Genomic DNA, 18,132 nt, shown 5'->3' on the forward strand with positions numbered 1-18,132 from the left:
CCACAAAACGCCTGAATTTTCAGGCGTTTTTTATACCCCAAAAAAGCTACTCTTGACCTTTCCACTACCTCACCATCACACACTTTATCACTAGCCATTAGTCGTAATTTCATGCTTTTCGTCCAAATGCACTTGATTTTGTCGACAATTAGGTTATCACTGATAAAGCATAATGATAAAAACTAGAGATCAACAGCAAGGACAAGATATGACAACAGAGAGCCAATTAATAAATGCAAGTGCACTTACAAAGAGTTACTTCAAAGGCCCCCAAGTAGCACCGCTTACTCAACTCACCATAGGGCAATACCTAGAAGATATTGTCGACAATTATCCAGAAAGAGAAGCCATTGTTGTCTCTCATCAATCTGTTCGCTTAAATTATCGAGAGTATCTCGCCAAAATAAATCAACTTGCCGCAAGCCTTTTAGCTGTAGGCATACAACCAGGGGATAGAGTTGGGATTTGGTCTCCAAACAATCTTGAATGGAGTCTAGTGCAATTTGCAACCGCTAAAATTGGCGCGATCATGGTGTGCATTAACCCAGCTTATCGTCCAAGCGAGCTTGAATACGTGCTAAACAACGTTGAGTGTAAGATGTTAGTTATGGCGAAATCATTTAAACATAGCCATTACGTTGACATGATAAGAGAGCTGGCACCAGAATCTTATGACTGCATGTTTGGCGAATTGTCTTCACAGCGCCTTCCCTCTCTCAAACAGATTGTGCTGATTGACGAGGATATTGAACCAGGCCTGATGAATTTCAGCACCCTGTTATCTAAAGCTAATGATGCCCACTATCTTGAGGCAAATGCGATTGCAGCCAACCTCAGTGCCAGCGACGCAATCAATATTCAATTCACTTCAGGTACTACAGGCAACCCGAAAGGCGCCACCCTCACCCACAGTAATATCCTCAATAACGGATTACTCGTCGCCAATGCCATGAAGCTCACAGAGCAAGACAAGCTTTGTATTCCCGTGCCGCTTTATCATTGTTTTGGCATGGTGCTCGGTAATCTCGTTTGTATCAGTAAAGGGGCGTGCGCTGTATTCCCTAACGATAGCTTTGATCCGCTTGTCACCTTAGAAGTTGTTGAACGAGAAAAGTGCACTGGGCTTCACGGTGTACCAACAATGTTTATCGCACAATTAGAGCACTCAGACTTTACACAGTTTGATCTATCTTCGCTGCGCACTGGCGTGATGGCAGGCTCTACCTGCCCTGAAAAGGTCATGCGCCAAGTACAAACCCAAATGCATATGACCGATGTACTAATTGGTTACGGGCAAACCGAGTGCAGCCCAATCAATAATATTACCGAAATCGATTCGCCTGTTGAGAAACGCGTGCAGACTGTTGGTCGCGCTATGCCACATACCGAGGTCAAAATTATTGACGAGCTAGGACATATTGCCCCAATTGGTACGCCTGGTGAAGTATGTGCCCGAGGATATTGCGTAATGAAAGGCTATTGGCAGGACCCAGAAAAAACGGCGGCAACTATTGATAGCGATGGCTGGCTACATTCTGGCGATTTAGGGGTAATGGACAACGAAGGGTTCGTCAGTATCGTCGGCCGCATAAAAGACATGATCATTCGCGGTGGCGAGAATATTTACCCCAGAGAAATTGAGGAAGTGCTTTATCATCATCATGATATTCAAGACGCCGCTGTATTTGGGATCAAAGACGAAAAATATGGTGAGGAAGTATGTGTTTGGGTTCAACTTAAGCCCGGACACTATATTTCGGAAGAGGATATTCGTATATTTTTAAAAGATAAACTCGCCTATTTCAAAGTCCCAAAACATATCAAGCTCGTTGAAAATTATCCGATGACAGTCACAGGCAAGCTACAAAAGTTCAAAATGCGAGAGCAAATGGAAAGTGAGCTTGATGCATTTGCCGAATCTCAGTAACTAAGATGAGTAAGTGGTGAGCAATATCCTAACTCACCACTTACGTAGCTCTTACAACGCGTTTGAAAACTTTGCTCTGTAAAAATCACAACCACCGCTAAGCTACTACTCAACTAATTGTTTAAATTGAATTTTTCTTTGGTTCATTTCTTGCTGTTAGTTTCTAAATTTTATATGAAGGAAACGAGCAATGACCAAGTGTCCATTAACCACCACAGCTGGTAATCCAATCGCCGATAATCAAAATAGTCTTACCGCAGGTCCTAGAGGCCCCTTATTGGTTGAAGATTACCAGTTAATCGAAAAACTGGCGCATCAAAATAGAGAACGTATTCCAGAGCGTACCGTGCATGCTAAAGGATGGGGTGCGTTTGGAACATTTACGGTAACAAACGATATAAGCCGATATACCAAGGCAAAACTATTTGCTGAGGTTGATAAGCAAACCGACATTCTGATGCGCTTCTCAACGGTAGCCGGCGAAAAAGGGGCTGCCGATGCGGAGCGTGACGTAAGAGGTTTCTCGATAAAGTTTTACACTGATGAAGGAAATTGGGATTTAGTTGGTAATAATACCCCCGTATTTTTTGTCCGTGATCCGTATAAATTCCCAGATTTTATTCATACCCAAAAGCGCCACCCAAAAACCAACCTGCGTTCCAACACCGCGCAATGGGATTTTTGGTCACTGTCGCCAGAAAGCCTGCATCAAGTATTGATTTTAATGTCTGACCGTGGCTTGCCAACGGATGTGAGACATATGAATGGCTATGGCTCTCACACCTTTAGTTTGATTAACGAGGAAAACCAAAGAGTTTGGGTGAAGTTTCATATGAAAACCCAACAAGGCCACCAGCATCATACCGATGAAGAGTCAAAATCAGTAATTGGCGAAAGCAGAGAGAGTTTTCAAGAGGACTTGCTTGAGGCCATAGAGCGCGGAAATTATCCGAAATGGGATATGAAAATTCAGGTGATGACTGAAGCACAAGCAAAACAGTTCCAACACAATCCGTTTGATTTAACCAAAGTCTGGCCGCATGGCGACTTTCCACTCATCGATGTTGGCACACTCGAATTAAATCGCGTACCAGACAATTATTTTGCAGAGATAGAACAAGCTGCATTTAGTCCGTCTAACGTGGTGTCTGGCATTGGGTTTTCTCCGGATAAAATGTTGCAAGCACGCATTTTCTCCTATGCCGATGCTCACCGCTACCGACTCGGTACGCATTATGAGGCATTACCCGTTAATCGTCCAAAATGCCCAGTGCACCATTACCACAAAGACGGTGCAATGCGGTTCTTTAACAATGAGCCGGGTGGTAACGAAGATGCTTACTACGAGCCTAACTCGATGGGAGGCCCAAAAGAGAGCCCAGAGTATAAACGCCCTGCTCTTGAGCTTGAAGGAATGGCGGATAGATACGACCACCGCAAAGACAATGATGATTTTTCACAGCCTCGTGCCCTATATTGCCTATTTGATGATGCCCAAAAACAGCGCTTGTACGGCAACATAGCACGCGCTATGGAGGGTGTACCTGAATATATCATTGAACGCCAACTTGGGTTATTTAAATCTGTTCACGAAGAACTTGAAGCCGGTGTTAGAACGGCACTGAATGAAAAAGGTTAACTGCCTAATCTGAACAAAAAGCTAGCACCTGAAGTGCTAGCTTTTAAAGCTGCTAGATTTGTGACCATGCCTTTTTGGCTCCAAGCGCGTAAGCCCCTCCAATTACCAAGCAAATGGAGGAACTCACCAGCCAAAACGTCATGCTGTTATCAGGGATCGTTGGCATGATAAAAACAAACCCAATTCCCCTTATTAAAAAGATTGCACTGATCACACACAGGGCGATTTTCAGCAAAGGTAATTGTCGGATCCGTTTCGCCCCTGAAAACGCATAGCATGACCAGAGCAGTAAAATCGTAGCGATAACGGCAGTGATAAGGTGCGGATAAATAAGCCCCTGTTCGGCCATAGTAGCCATTTCCTCGCCCGCACCAAAAAAGCGATACCAAGGCGCGCCAAAGATAATGCAGCCAATGTGCGCCACTGCCGCAATGGCTGTACACACACCCGCGAAGAGTAAAAAGTGGTTGGTCGTTTGAGTTTTCGTGTTCAAGTTTATTTCCCTATATTGTCAACTTGCTTGAGTATCGCTGCTCTGCCGCTGCCTGTCGATAGATATGCGCTCAACAGGAATTATTTGTAGGTCGTGATTTATCTGGGCACAAAGACTTCCGCGGCCTAAGGTACGGCATTAAAACCAAAAAGATCGCGGGGTGAACCCGCTCCTACTAGATATGGGTTTAGCAGAAAGTGAGGCTAACAGGATAAACCTATGAAGCTTGATATTTGTAGGTCGTGATTTATCACGACAAAAATTTCCCCCGCTTAAGGTGCGGCATTACAACCTAAAAGATCGCGGGGTGAACCCGCTCCTACCAGATATGAGCTTAGCAAAAAATGAAGACAACAGGATAAACCTATGAAGCATGTTATTTGTAGGTCTTGATTTACCACGACAAAGATTTCCGTAGCATAGGGTGCGGTATTACAACCTAAAAGATCGCGGGGTGAACCCGCTCCTACCAGATATGGGTCAGTGTCATTACGACGCTATGTTTTTGGTGCGACGAGGGGCAAATCAAACTGCACCATTAGTCCGCCCTTTTCGCGATTAAATAGCTTAAGTTGTCCACCGTGGGCAATGGCGACTTCATTGCAAATACTCAATCCTACCCCTGTGCCACTTGGTTTAGTAGAAAAGAATGGCAGTACCGCGTTTGCTAGTTTTTCTTCTTCCATTCCTACACCTCTATCAACAACCACGACTATCAGGCGTTGATAATCAACCAGCAGTTTAACGCCTATTTCACCTATCTTAGATCCTGACTCATGGGCGTTTTTAACCAAATTAATCATCACCTGCTCTACCTGTATGGGATCAAAAAAAGCGCGCTCCACAGGAAGTGGTGCCAGCAAAGTAAAGTCATAAAGCTTATTTACGGTATCAAGTAAGGGCAGCAAGGGTTGCTCTGTAATATTTGGCGCTGGTAATCTTGCAAATTCGCTATATTTAGCCACAAATTCACTGAGGTTTTCCGTGCGGCGGTTAATCGTCGAGAGCATTTCGGGCAATAGTTGAATAAGGGCGTGGTTTTGCTCTTTGGCGCTGCGCTCTACAATTGTATTTGCCGAGTTGGTCAACGAAGAAATGGGTGCTAATGAATTATTAAGCTCATGACTTATCAGCCGAATGGCGTTTTTCCAAAGCCCCACTTCTTGACGGCTCATTTCGCTGGATAGATTTTGACACATAAGCAACACGTGCGGCTGGTGGTTGAGTGTTATGCTTTGCCTTGAAAAGTAATAGCTTTGCTTTTCATCATTGGCTTGAAAGGTCACAAACCCAGATTCTTTTTGTAGCAAAATGGTTTGCAGTTTAGGATCTGCATTCGCGATGGCATGATGCAGTACTAGGCCGCTTAACGACTTGTTGTTATTAAGTAATTTTCCTGCTTTATCATTGGCATATACAACCTGATCAAACTGATTGAGTAATATAATCGACACCGGCGACACCTGCAAAATGGTATCGAGTAGTAACTCCCTTTGGCTAGTAGCGTGGCGCTGTTTTTTTAGTGTCGTCGATAAACGATTATATTCCAAAATTAGATCAGACATTTCTATGCTTTCAAAATGTGTAATTTGAACTGAGAAGTCTTGATCTTTAAAACTGCGGATCCCGTCCGTTAAGCAATCTATGATCCGTTGTTGGCGAGAGAAAAAGTAACTGATACCGACAACGCCTACTACCGTTGCAACAAGCAGCCCCACCGGAATTGACAGAGTAATTGGTATTGCAAATGAAGCTGCCAGCCATAGAATAGCCGCAAACACCAATAGTGATACAAATAAGCATGCAGACACCGCTGCTTGAAGAGACACCGTCATTTTAAACCAAACTTCTCCATTCTCCGGTATAGTGCTTGCCGACTTAATCCAAGCTTTCTTGCGGCTTTACTGACTACGCCATCAGCGCTGTCTAATGCAGCTTCGATATCTGCTTGTGTATATTCAAGCGGCTCTTCATGTTGTGGTATTTGAATTGCTAAATGCTCACACTCAATTTCTTGCCTGGGGCTCAGCAACACAGCACGACCTATGGTGTTTTCAAGCTCCCTGACATTTCCAGGCCAAGTATGATGCTTTAACTGCTTCATTGCTGCGTTACTCAAACTCTTATTGCTAGGCAAAAAGTGATCCACTAACACGGCAATATCTTCTTTTCGCTCAGATAGTGGCGGCAATTTAAGCTCAATCATATTGATACGATAGTACAAGTCTTCTCTAAAAGTCCCCGCACGAATAGCCTCGGGTAAATTACTGTTGGTGGCACTGATCACCCTAACATTTACCCTTTTTGTTACCGTACTGCCAACGCGTTCAAACTCACCACTTTGTAAAACCCTTAGTAACTTTTGCTGACCTGCCAAAGACAAGTTGCCGATTTCATCCAAAAACAAGGTGCCTCCATCGGCTGCTTCAAAGCGCCCAGCTCTCGATTTTTGTGCGCCTGTATAAGCACCACTTTCAACCCCAAATAACTCGGCCTCAATGAGGTCCGCCGGAATGGCCCCCGCATTCACTTTAATAAAGGGTTTATGTTTATAGCTGCTATTGGCTTGCACAATTTCTGCAATTTTCTCTTTTCCAGCGCCGTTTGGTCCTGTGATCAGAATTGGCGCGTCGGAGTGCGCAACCTGAGTCGCCATTTCAAGCAAGCTCAACATGGCCGGATCGGCAACCACCACACCACACAGGTCGTATTGCGCTTTTAGCTTTTGTAATCTGGCATTGCGCTGATTAGCAGCGCTACTTACTTGCTCTTGTAGTTCTCGCATTTCGAGCAAGTTTTTCACTGAGGTGACGAGTTTATGATCTTTCCAAGGTTTAGCTAAGTAGTCTGCAGCACCATCTTTAATTAGCTCTACTGCCATTTCAAGGTTTGTCCAAGCCGTCAGTAAGATGATGGGTAAGTCTGGCTCTAAATCTCGAATAGCTTTATACAGGGCTTTACCTTCTGCCCCGCTGGTGGTGTCTCGGGTAAAGTTCATATCTTGAATAACTAAGTCGAACTGTTTGCTACGAACCTTCTCTAGGCCCAGCTGCGGAGAGGTAACACCTTCACACGGAATATCATTGAGTAACAAAAGGACTTTAATGGCTTGAATTACATCCGGATTATCGTCAATTACCAATACACTCATGAACGCTTTTGATCCTAATTTGTAGATTTAGCCCCTTTCGGGGCTTTGTTGTTTTTATTATTAACTCGATTTAGTTACTTGTGCCGGCGACACTTTCGCAGCTTCTTTGGCAGGCAGGTACACCGCCAATGTACTCACAAGCCAAGTAAAAATAGCGACCCCAACCAATAACGGGATCTCTACCACACTTTGCACGCGAACATTATTCATCAAAAAATAGTAAAGCAAAATCGAGAGACCAAAGCCTAGCACTAAACCGATAAAGACTAAAATTGTATTTTCTTTAATTAAAGACCACATCACTTTGCCTTTAGATGCTCCTAACGCACGAAGTACACCATGATCTTTCTTTCTTAGGCTAACAGAAAAGCTGACAAGTGCGACAATACCAAGCGCGGTGACCACGCATGCTATGATGCTTATACCTGCCATGGTGAGTGCAAAGGTGCTACGGCCATCCCACAAACGTTTTTTTGCCCTAGCAACAAACTCTACTCGCTCAACCATTCGTCCGCTGGTGTGATACAGTGCCGTTTCAACTTCTTCTAGCACTCGCTCAGACACACCTTTTTCAACCCTGACTAAATAATTTGCCCGTTGACGGTTACCCCATATGACCTCAGGTACAACCCCTGAATTGTAGTGTTGTTGATTGTACGTTGCGCCTTCCCCAAGCATTTTACCTTTATAAACACCAATCACTTGATGTGGAATGCGTTGTCTTGAAATATACACCGTCTGCCCAAGGGCAGAGTCACCACCAAATAAAGACGTGGCAAGGTCGTCACTTATCATAATAACGCCTGCATTTTTTTTTGCCTCATCACCTTTTATAAATTCGCTGGCATAAAATCTCCGCCCCTCAACAAGTTCAAGCCCAAGTACATCTACCCCTTTTTCATCCAAGCCAAAGTAGCCAAACACGCTGTAATCCGTTTCTGGTTGGGTATCTTTAAAAATAGTCCATCCAGGGCCTAAGCTGTTTAATACCAGCTCTCTACCAGCATAAGATGCGGCAACGACCCCAGGCACATTTTCAATCGCTTGAATATCCTTTTCTATAAGTGACTGCACGTCTACCGAGGTATCAAACACACGCGTCGTTACATTGAGAATTTGTTGCTCTTCCAACTTTGAAGGAATTAGCCAGTTTTGCAGCGTTGCATAGCTGATAAACGCGGTATTGCTGACAATCATCACGGTGATCGCGATTTGTAGAATAATTAACAGCGCAATACTTTTTTGTTTTAAGATCAGTTTTAAAATATGTTTAATCGCCATACTTACCCCCTTAACTCTGCAGCTGGTGATACACGGCTACTACGGTATACCGGATATAATCCAGATATCCCAACCGCCAAGAAAATACCTATGGTGGTCAAAAGTGCCAGCTCACCATCAAACTGATAGATTTGACGAACCTGCTCGGCAAATGCCATATAATCCGTCTGATACATACGCAAATGGAACATCAACTCGAGTCCTGCAAATGCGAGTACAAAACCAAGCAACACAGATGCAACTGTGAGCATGAGAATTTCTAGAAAATGAATTTTCATGATCACCCCACGATTTGCACCGAGGGCTCGGTAAAGGGAAATAAGCTTACGATTGGCTTGGAATTTGGCCAGTAGGATCCCCACAGTGTTCACTAGACAAATGGCAAATAGTAAATATGAAAACGTTAGGTAAATGGCTTCCCATGCCATAAAACGCTGGATCAAAATATAGAGCTCACCCATGCTATAAAAATCGGTGAGATTGTTGTGTTGAAAACGGCCAACCACTTGCTGATTTGCAGTATAGTTATTCAACCAAGTTTTTAGCTCTGCAAGATGTGCCACCCCCATATCATTTTGGTACTGGAACCAAACCGTCAAATAACCACATTCAGCACTTTTCAGCATGTCGATACTGCCGCTGCGTGGGTTGGTTGCGGTGTATAAATCGTCGGTTCTACACGATACTTGCCCTGTTCTTGGAAAGTTTTGCGCATAGGCATAATTTAGCGGGATAAATGCATCGTGATTGTAATTATTACTAAAGCTCAAATCTTGGAAACGACGTTTATAATTGCTTAAATCAACCACGCCCACGACTTGTATTTGTTCGCCTTGAACTTGAATAAACTGCCCGATAGAATTCGCCCCACCAAAAAGATGGTCATTAGCGCTTTTACTGATCACAGCGACCGCTTCACCACTTTGCTGGCTTTGTTCACTCCAAGAAGCACCGTGAATAAACGGCGCATCTAGTACACTAAACATCTCTCTATCTGTACCAGAAGCCTCTACACTAATAGGCCTAACCGAGTTATCCGCCAGCCCCACAATAAACTCTGTGGTGTAGTTAAATGATAGATGCTCGTATGGTAAATCCGCTTGCTTAAGCGCTTGCGCATCTTGATATGTCCAGCGTGGAAATTGGTTAAAATCAACAACGTCTTGGTCGCCATCAAAAAAATTCAGGCCCGCAGTGTACAAGTGATCTCCCTTATAACCAATCACCTCACTGCTGCTTTGTTTTACAATGGCTGACATCGTCAACATTAACGTGATCCCAACTGCAAGGTTGATCACCATCAGTGCGCTTAGCTTGGGTTTTTGCTTTAATCCCTGCCAAGCTAATAGTATTAGCTCTTTCATCGCTTACTCCTACACTGCCAGTTCAGTTAGCTGAGATTTGGTGATGTCGGTTAGCTCACCATCAAGAATTTGGATGTTACGACCCGCTCGTCGTGCCAGCTCATTGTCATGGGTTACCATAATCAATGTTGTACCCGCCTGATTCACTTCTTGTAATAAATCCATCACTTGCCTTGCCATTAAGCTGTCTAAGTTACCCGTTGGCTCATCCGCTAGTAGGAATCGCGGTTTCCCCGCCAAAGCTCTGGCAATAGCCACACGCTGCTGTTGCCCGCCACTTAGCTGTGCGGGATGATGTTTCATTCGGCTTGCAAGCCCAACGAGTTCAAGCGCTTCTTCAATGCGCTTTTTACGCTCATTGGCTTTTATTCCCCTAAAAATAAGGGGGACTTCAACGTTGTCATATAAAGATAAGTCGCTGATAAGATTAAAGCCTTGGAAGATAAAGCCAATTTTTTCGTTTCGTAGCTGTGACAGCTTTTTATCGTTAAGATTGGCAACGTTTTCACCATCTAGAAAATAGTCACCACGCTCAAAACGCTCTAATAAACCCGCAATATTCAAAAAAGTGGTTTTACCCGATCCTGACGGCCCTGTAACCGCAATAAACTCCCCTTCTTCAATGGTTAAATTAACATTGCTGAGCGCATGGGTCTCAATCAGATCTGTGCGATAAATTTTGCTTACTTCATTCATTTTTAACATTGTCTATTCCTTCTCATTCTTATTCGGTACGCAAGATGAGGCTACTTCCCGAGTAACACTCGCGCTTTGTTATTGAACGGTTCTAAACTTGAAATCACGATTTCTTGTCCTTCACTCAGGCCCTCGATAATTTCAACTTCAGAAATACTTTTTACACCGAGCTGAATGGGTGTTTGATCGGCCTGCTCACCGACAACCGTATAGGTAAAACGCCCTGCGCCAGTTTCAACAAATGCACCACGCCTTACTTTGAGCACGTCTTGCTTTTGCGACAGGATAATTCTTGTAGATACCTTTTGGTTTTGGCGAAGACCACTTGGTTGTTCATCAAAGCGTACTCGCGCACTGACACGGCCAGCTTCGATTTCAGGGGAAATAGCGACCAGCTTTGCATGGTATTGGTATTGATTGATAATTACTTCAGCGGCCATGCCGACACCTAGATTGTCGGCATAAATTTCTGGTATTTGCGCTTCAACCTCAAGCTCTGAAAGGTCAACCAAGGATATTAGCGCCGCATCTCGCTGTACAAACTGCTTTTGCTGGACATGCACCGTACCAACAATACCCGACAACGGCGATATAATGTTAAGTGCCGCTACCTGACGCTGCACTTCTTCTAAAATATGCTGTTGTCTGGTTAGGCTCAGCTCGCTACTTTTTAGCTCAAACGCAAGTCGCTCTTGCTCAAGCTTTAGCGAATCGATGGCGTGACGCTCTTGTAGCTGCGCGCGCTTAAGTTCAACCATTGACTGTTCAAGCTCTAATTTTGAGATAATTTGCTTTTCGATGCTTTGTTTTGAGCGTGCCATTTCCCGCTCTGCCGCTTCTAAGTCTACTTTCGCCATTTCCATGCGTTGTTTAGTATCAAGTAGCTGCTGTTTAATCGAGATCCGTTGGCGCTCAACTTCCGTTTGTAAACGTTCAAATGTCGCCTCCTCTTGCAGTAAACGGTTGGTAAGCTCTGGACTGTCTATGCTAAGCAACGCTTGCCCTGCTTTGATGGCATCACCTGGTTTAACGTTTAGCGTTACTGTGCCTGATGCGATGGCGTATAAGTCGGGATTATTCGCAGCCAGCGTGCGCCCTTCAACACGAATATCTTCGCTAATACCACCTTTCACTACCGTGGCGAGACGTACTTGCTCCCGCGATACCGTCTGCTCTGCTGATAAAATTGTGTTAATGCTTGGCCAAGCACTGGTCAATCCACCTAAGGTGATGCCAACGGCCAACAACGCAAGCACAGGCTTTTTTATGGTTCGTTTCTTTGCGATTTGTTTGTCTTGCGCACTTGTATCTTTAATCATGCTACCTCCTTGCGGACAAGAGGGTGTCCGCGATTATTATGAGTAACTAATAACAAGTAGCGTGCCATAATTTATCTTACTGTTTTATATGCTATTTATGTAATTTAACAGCTTTATTGAGAGAGTTTGGACGGACACCGGACAGTTTGCGGACAAGGGAGCTTTATATCAATTTGCTTAATTAAGTGATCTATTCTGCAGCGAGAAAATTTTGTCGATAACACCGCTACTGCATCCTGCTACCGCCAAGGTGCCTACATCCATATCTGCAAGGCAAAGATTTTGCTATTGAGTTGTTCTAAATAAGAAATTTTTAACGCAGGTAGCGTCAGATTTACACCTTCAAATTGAGCTAGTATTAAGACAAATTGGTATTAAAAAAATATGTTTAAGCTTGATGGTTAGGGCCTGTCCAGCTGTGCGAGTCACTTTGACATTTTAGTGATGTGAACACATGCAAACATCTTGATACTTGATCAAACGTTTCCTCTTCTATTGGGAATTTAATCTATCTGCAGCCAATATATACTTGTTATAGCCGGTTTTACCGGCTATAAATTTTTGCCATCATCAGCCATTTCCCAGTACTTTGGCAGGATCCGTTTTGGTGGCTTGCCAAGCGGGATATAAGCTTGCGACGACAGCCATAACAAAAGTCGTGACTAAACTGATATAAATGTCTGTCCAAATAATGTTGCTCGGTAAGTACTCAATAAAGTAGACGCCTTCAAGCGGATTGGTATCACTCATATTGATCCAGGCTTTAAAAATATCGGGGATATTAATAGCAATAAAAATGCCGATCCCTGTGCCTAGCAGTGCACCTATCCCTGCATACGTCACACCTTGCAGCGCAAAAGTCGAAAAAATCGTACTGTCCTGTGCCCCCATCGTTTTCAAAATGGCAATATCCGCCCGCTTTTCTTTTACTTCCATCACCATAGAAGAGACGATATTAAAGCTCGCTACAGCGATGATCAGAAATACCACGAGATAGACGATAGTGCGTACCATCTGAATATCTTGATACAGTCCGCCTTGCGTTCGAAACCAAGACGATACGTACACTAAATCGGGTAATGCCCTGCCCGCTGATGTCGCAATTTGCTGTGCCTGAAACACATCACTCACCTTGGCACGCAAGTCCGTTACTTGGTCTTCTCTAAAATCCATCGCTTCTTGCAGTGCGTTAAGTGGCACTAAGGATAATGTTTGGTCAAGTGGCCCGCCCATATCGATAAGCCCCACCACCGTCGCCGTTAATCGCTTTGGCGCAGCGAGTGGATTATCCGAATGTTTGTTAGCAACCAAGAGCTGGATATTATCGCCAGCCACGACGCCAAGCTTGTCAGCTATCCCTTTGCCGATGATCACTTCACCCGGTTTTAGTGCCTTTAGTTCTGCGCCTTTTATAAAATCACCTATGCTCGACACCGTATGATGCCTATTCGGTGCGATCCCTTTTAACTGCGCCGCTTTTAAGGTGCCTTTGTATTGCAGCATGGCTGTTAAGTTAATTTCAGCCGTCGCGCTTACGACGCCACGTTGACTCTCCAAGATCTCTACTTTTTGCTGCCACGCTTGAATAGGGTCGTAAGGTGCTTGATAACTAACTTGCGGTACCACCGACAACAGCCGCTGCTCTAATTGTTCTTCAAAACCATTAATCACAGAAAGTGCGACTATCAATACTGCCATACCCAGCATTACACCAAGCGTAGAAGCACGGGTTAAAAAACCAATAAAGCCAAGCTGACGTTTAGACTCTCTAAAACGTTTGCTTAAAAAATAACTAAGCATGCTGATACACACCTACTTTGCCATCGTCCAGTTGCACTGCACGACCAAGCTTATCTGCCAACTCTAGGTCGTGTGTTACAACAACAAAGCTGGTTTTTAGTTGCTGATTGAGTTCAGCTAGGAGGTCATAGATCCTTAGCGCATTATGCTTATCAAGATTGCCGGTCGGTTCATCAGCTAGCACCAAATCAGGTTCTGTTACTAACGCTCTCGCTATCGCAACACGCTGTCTCTCCCCCCCAGAAAGCTCTGAAGGCTTATGATCAGCACGATGACTCAAGCCTACTTTCTCAAGCATGAGTAATGCTTTTTCGCGGGCTTGTTTTGCTTTATTACCGGCAATTAGTAATGGCATCGCCACGTTTTCAACCGCGCTAAACTCCATCAACAAATGATGAAACTGATAGATAAAACCCAAATGCTTATTTCTAAATTCCGCCTGCTTTTTACGTGACAGCTTGCCAACTTCCACACCTTTGATTTTTACACTGCCGGTGGATGCTTTATCCAAGGTACCGAGAATATGCAGTAAAGTACTTTTACCTGAACCCGAGCTACCTACAATGGCAAGCATCTCACCTTGGGTTACAGATAAATCAACGCCTTTTAGTACCGTTACTTCGGCTTTACCATCTTGGTAGCTTTTGACCAAATCTTGGCAGTCAATGACTAAATCACTCATATCTTAATACCTCTGCTGGCAGCACACTCGACGCGCGTTTAGCTGGATACAAGGTTGCTAAAAAGCTTAGCAATATGCTGCCCACTGCCATAATCGTTAAATCTGTTAGTTCTATTTTGACCGGAAGTTCAGCGCCACCAAGCAACTGAAGGCCTGCGAGGTGGAGTACCTCATTAATATTGTTCGAAAGCAATAATCCACCAGCAACACCAATGAGTGTGCCAAAAATGCCGTTATACATCCCTTGCGCCATAAATACTTTAGCTATCATTTGTGGTGTAAAGCCAAGCGTTTGCAAAATAGCCACTTCCCCTTGCTTTTCACTCACCATCATAGATAGCGCTGAAATGATATTAAATACAGCCACTATCACAATAAGGCCAAGTAATAGCGACATAATGCGCTTTTCCATTGCAACCGCCGCAAACAATGTGCCTTGCTGAGTTTGCCAATCCTGTACCTCGAGCCCTTGTAACAAGCTATCCGCTTGCTGATAAAAATCAGGCAGACTAAAGGCATCATATAAATGAATGTTAAGGTCGTATTGCTCTGGCTTCTTGCGCATTAACCGCTGTAAACTCTTCCCGTCGGCAAATGCCAAATAAGTGTCAGCTTCGCTTTGGCCATCATATATGGCAGCTACGGTGAATAAGCGCTGCGTCGGTGTGCGGCCAAGCGGTGTGTATGTGGTGAATTCAGGCATGATCACGCGAAGTTGTTGACCAACGCTTACACCAAGTTTATTGGCTAAATAGCGACTCAGCGCCACTTGGTATTTTTGCTCATACAATCGAGTTAAGCTACCTGCGCGTACGGCGTCATCTAACGCTGTTTCATACCCTTGAAATAGTCCTTGAAGTTGCACACCCACCAAATCTTGATTGGTTTGTAGAATTACGTCACTTGCAACATATGGCGAAACTTGCTTAACCAAAGGATGATTTTCAATGGCTTGTAATTTATTTTGATCAAGTTGCTCATTTTCCTTAATTTGCACATGCGGGATCAAATCAAGCATGGCGGCTTTTAAGGTTTGCTCAAAGCCATTCATCACTGAGCTGACGGTGATCAAACTCATCAAGCCAAGGGCGATACCCGCAATTGAGAAAAATGAGATAAACGATATAAATGCATTGCCTTTCGCAGCACGGCTATATCTTAACCCAACAAAGAGGCTAACTGGTTGAAACATAATCTATCTCGTAAAAAACTGCTGCACGGATACTAACATACTCAAAACCAGATTGATGGCAGGATTGCTATAAAAAGTGTGACAAACTATAAATTTGTTGACGTTTAGCTGCACATTGCTTATCCCGTCAACACTTTACTGCTCGCCATACTTAGCGATTACCTTTTGCGGATCTGATATGGCACGTTTCTGCGTTTGACTACTGTTGATTTCACCACCGATGTGTGGGTATCACCCAGCGTGGAGACTTTATCCAGAATTTCGTCTAGCTTAGGCATACTCTCAAAACACAACCTCACATAAAAACAATCCTCTCCCGTCACTTTGTCACATTCAATCACTTCAGGAATGTTTTGGATCATCGCTTCAAGTTGTTTTAGTTTACCAGGATGCTGGCGAATACGCACAATCGCTGTCAGCGGGTAATCAAAGCTTGCTGGGTCTAATTCAATACTGTATTTACTAATTACCCCATACTCTTCCATACGTTTCATGCGCTCATTCACACTCGGTGAAGACATATTCACAGCACGAGCCATTTCAGCAACAGACACTCGGCTGTTGTTTTCTAACAGCGCTATAAGCTTGCTATCTATCGCATCAAGCGACCATTTTTCATTATTAATTAATTTTCGCATTTTTGCCTTTCATTTTTAGGAAAATAGAAAAATTAGCCTTTTATTGTCTATTAGCAATACGGCAAACCCTAAGTAATATGCAAGTATAGAATTGAATATGACAAGGTGTGAACAATGTTTGGCTCAGATAAAGAAAAAGGTTCGATAGAGATGATAATAGCTATGGTGCTATCTGGCACCATAGGATACTTTGTCGTCAGTGCACAACAATCCTATTGGAACGTGGTATTTTTACGTTGTGTTATTGGCGCGTTGTGTCTTCTCGGATACGTACTCGTAACAAAGCAACTGACAAAAGAGGTGTTTAAAGGTCCCGTTTTTATAACTATCTTGCTCGGCGGTATCGCGCTGGTCGGAAACTGGGTGCTGTTATTCGCCTCATTTGACTATATTCCTTTTTCAATTTCAATCATCGCATACCATCTACAACCTCTGATGTTGGTATTACTAAGCGCGGTGCTTTATCGTCAGTATCCAAGTAAAGCAATCCTTTTATGGTTGACCATCGCCGTGGTGGGGTTATGGTTGGTTGTGGGGATCCCGTATCAAGAAATAGTCGCAGTTATTTTTGCACAAGAGAGCAATCAAGCCGTTTTTGGTCTGCTACTGGCGCTTGGAGCTGCATTTCTGTATACCATTACAACGCTGATGACAAAAAAGGTAAGCCAAGTGCCATCCGGTGTGGTTGCTGTGATCCAAATCTTTTTGGGCGGTTTATTTTTATTGCCTTGGGTTGACTTTGCACATTTCCCAGAGACTTCATCGAGCTGGGGCAATATCCTATTCTTAGGCATCGTCAACACAGGGTTTATGTATGTGATCATGTATGATGCGTTTCAACGCTTAAGCACCACATTAATCGCTATTCTTTCTTTTATTTATCCGGTCGTGGCGCTGTTTGTAGATTTTATTGCATTCGAGCACACGATTTCGATGCTACAAACGCTTGGGATTGTTTTAATCTTAACGGCCGTCAGCGCTGTAAAGTTCGATTGGAAGTTAGGCAAGTTATTTAACCTGAGGTTTGGATAAGGAGTGTTCCAACTCATTGTTGCTAAAGCACAACTTAGTTTTTCCTTGTCTAGCCAGAGAGTTTTAGGGAAAACACCGCTTCCGCGTCCTGCTCTCGCTAAGGTACCTACATCCTGTAGGCAAGGCGAATTTACGCACCAATAGCTGGCTATTGGAAGTGAATTCAACGCAGTTAGCGCTAAAACTGGCTGCTAGAAAGGCATTAATTATCCGCAGCTCAGGTTATTTAGCACACCAAAGCAAAAAATCAGTTAATTTAGCTAATTTGAACTTAAAGGAAACACCAGTGATAAAAGCAGAGTAAAGTGCAAGTACTTTGCTCTGCTGCTGTTGACTAGCTTACTGCTCTAGGTAACAAATAACCGCTGCTTGCTTAGGGTTGCTTTGTGTATCTTCAATCAGATAGCTCGCTTTTTTACTGTTTTGGCATAAACACATGTCATAATGACTGATCATGTAAGCATTACCTACAGCATCTTCATCCGTTTTTTGGATGCTACAGGTAGGCTCTCTCCAAATTGGATCCCAGCCGCTTTGGCCAATGGCAACAATTTTAATGTTTTGTTGAGTAACGAGTGCTTTCGCCTCTTCTACTTCTTGAGCAGATACAGACAATGCGGTGAATGCAACGAGTGCGGTGATTAGCTTTTTCATTTTTCATCCTTAATTTAAGTCAGCGCTATAGATAAAAACAGCAAAATACTGTAACAGTAATCAAAATATTGAATAAAAGCTCTATAGCGCTCGCTATTTTATTCATTAAATATGACAACTCAAGAATAAATTCATTAAATTTATAAAAACAATTTAAACCTTAAAACTTCATCATAAAAAATCTTGCCCACATACGTATGCCCACACCTTTTAGGCCTCTCACATTTAGAATAAATAGAAATATAAAACACAGTTAAAATAACA

15 protein-coding genes are annotated in these 18,132 nt (G+C 43.5%); 3 read left to right on the plus strand and 12 right to left on the minus strand.

The features are described from left to right. The first annotated feature begins 208 nt into the window (after positions 1-208). Positions 209-1,927 carry an AMP-binding protein gene (locus PNC201_RS09290; protein WP_102057867.1) on the plus strand — a complete coding sequence of 573 codons (1,719 nt, stop codon included), beginning with the start codon at positions 209-211 and terminating at the stop codon, positions 1,925-1,927. Between the two features lie 190 nt (positions 1,928-2,117). Continuing rightward, positions 2,118-3,566, plus strand: coding sequence for a catalase (locus PNC201_RS09295; RefSeq protein ID WP_102056878.1), 1,449 nt, complete (start codon positions 2,118-2,120; stop codon positions 3,564-3,566). A gap of 52 nt (positions 3,567-3,618) precedes the next feature. On the opposite strand, the gene PNC201_RS09300 is transcribed toward PNC201_RS09295, so the two are convergent. From PNC201_RS09300 to PNC201_RS09355, 11 genes are all read right to left on the minus strand, one after another. Next, on the minus strand, positions 3,619-4,065 hold the full coding sequence (locus PNC201_RS09300; RefSeq protein ID WP_102056879.1) for a hypothetical protein: 447 nt from the start codon (positions 4,063-4,065) through the stop codon (positions 3,619-3,621). A gap of 491 nt (positions 4,066-4,556) precedes the next feature. Beyond that, on the minus strand, positions 4,557-5,894 hold the full coding sequence (locus PNC201_RS09305; RefSeq protein ID WP_102056880.1) for a sensor histidine kinase: 1,338 nt from the start codon (positions 5,892-5,894) through the stop codon (positions 4,557-4,559). Further along, positions 5,891-7,210 carry a sigma-54-dependent transcriptional regulator gene (locus tag PNC201_RS09310; RefSeq protein ID WP_102056881.1) on the minus strand — a complete coding sequence of 440 codons (1,320 nt, stop codon included), beginning with the start codon at positions 7,208-7,210 and terminating at the stop codon, positions 5,891-5,893. Before PNC201_RS09310 ends, PNC201_RS09305 begins: the two co-directional genes overlap by 4 nt. 60 nt (positions 7,211-7,270) lie before the next feature. Next, the gene (locus PNC201_RS09315; protein WP_102056882.1) at positions 7,271-8,491 is read right to left on the minus strand and encodes an ABC transporter permease; all 1,221 of its coding nucleotides are present in this window, start codon (positions 8,489-8,491) and stop codon (positions 7,271-7,273) included. 2 nt (positions 8,492-8,493) lie between these two features. Next, positions 8,494-9,855 (minus strand): ABC transporter permease, encoded by a 1,362-nt coding sequence (locus tag PNC201_RS09320; RefSeq protein WP_102056883.1) that lies wholly within the window; start codon positions 9,853-9,855, stop codon positions 8,494-8,496. A 9-nt stretch (positions 9,856-9,864) separates the two neighbouring features. After that, complete coding sequence (locus tag PNC201_RS09325; protein ID WP_102056884.1) at positions 9,865-10,560, minus strand: ABC transporter ATP-binding protein; 696 nt, start codon at positions 10,558-10,560, stop codon at positions 9,865-9,867. Positions 10,561-10,601: 41 nt separating this feature from the next. Then, entirely contained in the window at positions 10,602-11,870 is a 1,269-nt protein-coding gene (locus tag PNC201_RS09330) for an efflux RND transporter periplasmic adaptor subunit (protein WP_102056885.1), read from the minus strand. A gap of 570 nt (positions 11,871-12,440) precedes the next feature. Further along, the gene (locus tag PNC201_RS09340; RefSeq protein ID WP_102056886.1) at positions 12,441-13,670 is read right to left on the minus strand and encodes a lipoprotein-releasing ABC transporter permease subunit; all 1,230 of its coding nucleotides are present in this window, start codon (positions 13,668-13,670) and stop codon (positions 12,441-12,443) included. After that, positions 13,663-14,352 carry a lipoprotein-releasing ABC transporter ATP-binding protein LolD gene (gene lolD / locus PNC201_RS09345; RefSeq protein ID WP_102056887.1) on the minus strand — a complete coding sequence of 230 codons (690 nt, stop codon included), beginning with the start codon at positions 14,350-14,352 and terminating at the stop codon, positions 13,663-13,665. Before lolD ends, PNC201_RS09340 begins: the two co-directional genes overlap by 8 nt. Then, positions 14,345-15,544, minus strand: coding sequence for a lipoprotein-releasing ABC transporter permease subunit (locus PNC201_RS09350; protein WP_102056888.1), 1,200 nt, complete (start codon positions 15,542-15,544; stop codon positions 14,345-14,347). Before PNC201_RS09350 ends, lolD begins: the two co-directional genes overlap by 8 nt. Before the next feature lie 158 nt (positions 15,545-15,702). Further along, the gene (locus tag PNC201_RS09355) at positions 15,703-16,182 is read right to left on the minus strand and encodes an Lrp/AsnC family transcriptional regulator (RefSeq protein ID WP_102056889.1); all 480 of its coding nucleotides are present in this window, start codon (positions 16,180-16,182) and stop codon (positions 15,703-15,705) included. Between the two features lie 114 nt (positions 16,183-16,296). Between PNC201_RS09355 and PNC201_RS09360 the strand changes: the two genes are divergently transcribed. Next, positions 16,297-17,214, plus strand: coding sequence for a DMT family transporter (locus PNC201_RS09360; protein ID WP_102056890.1), 918 nt, complete (start codon positions 16,297-16,299; stop codon positions 17,212-17,214). A 339-nt stretch (positions 17,215-17,553) separates the two neighbouring features. Here the strand turns inward: PNC201_RS09360 and PNC201_RS09365 are convergent, their stop codons facing one another. Beyond that, on the minus strand, positions 17,554-17,868 hold the full coding sequence (locus PNC201_RS09365; protein ID WP_010604891.1) for a hypothetical protein: 315 nt from the start codon (positions 17,866-17,868) through the stop codon (positions 17,554-17,556). Positions 17,869-18,132 lie beyond the last annotated feature (264 nt).

This window comes from Pseudoalteromonas sp. NC201, assembly GCF_002850255.1.
Lineage (GTDB): Bacteria > Pseudomonadota > Gammaproteobacteria > Enterobacterales > Alteromonadaceae > Pseudoalteromonas.

Coding starts and splice junctions, on each gene's coding strand:
- PNC201_RS09290 (WP_102057867.1), top strand. CDS start 209: ATGACAACAGAGAGCCAATTAATAAATGCAAGTGCACTTACAAAGAGT.
- PNC201_RS09295 (WP_102056878.1), top strand. CDS start 2,118: ATGACCAAGTGTCCATTAACCACCACAGCTGGTAATCCAATCGCCGAT.
- PNC201_RS09305 (WP_102056880.1), bottom strand. CDS start 5,894: ATGACGGTGTCTCTTCAAGCAGCGGTGTCTGCATGCTTATTTGTATCA.
- PNC201_RS09310 (WP_102056881.1), bottom strand. CDS start 7,210: ATGAGTGTATTGGTAATTGACGATAATCCGGATGTAATTCAAGCCATT.
- PNC201_RS09315 (WP_102056882.1), bottom strand. CDS start 8,491: ATGGCGATTAAACATATTTTAAAACTGATCTTAAAACAAAAAAGTATT.
- PNC201_RS09320 (WP_102056883.1), bottom strand. CDS start 9,855: ATGAAAGAGCTAATACTATTAGCTTGGCAGGGATTAAAGCAAAAACCC.
- PNC201_RS09325 (WP_102056884.1), bottom strand. CDS start 10,560: ATGTTAAAAATGAATGAAGTAAGCAAAATTTATCGCACAGATCTGATT.
- PNC201_RS09330 (WP_102056885.1), bottom strand. CDS start 11,870: ATGATTAAAGATACAAGTGCGCAAGACAAACAAATCGCAAAGAAACGA.
- PNC201_RS09340 (WP_102056886.1), bottom strand. CDS start 13,670: ATGCTTAGTTATTTTTTAAGCAAACGTTTTAGAGAGTCTAAACGTCAG.
- lolD (WP_102056887.1), bottom strand. CDS start 14,352: ATGAGTGATTTAGTCATTGACTGCCAAGATTTGGTCAAAAGCTACCAA.
- PNC201_RS09350 (WP_102056888.1), bottom strand. CDS start 15,544: ATGTTTCAACCAGTTAGCCTCTTTGTTGGGTTAAGATATAGCCGTGCT.
- PNC201_RS09355 (WP_102056889.1), bottom strand. CDS start 16,182: ATGCGAAAATTAATTAATAATGAAAAATGGTCGCTTGATGCGATAGAT.
- PNC201_RS09360 (WP_102056890.1), top strand. CDS start 16,297: ATGTTTGGCTCAGATAAAGAAAAAGGTTCGATAGAGATGATAATAGCT.
- PNC201_RS09365 (WP_010604891.1), bottom strand. CDS start 17,868: ATGAAAAAGCTAATCACCGCACTCGTTGCATTCACCGCATTGTCTGTA.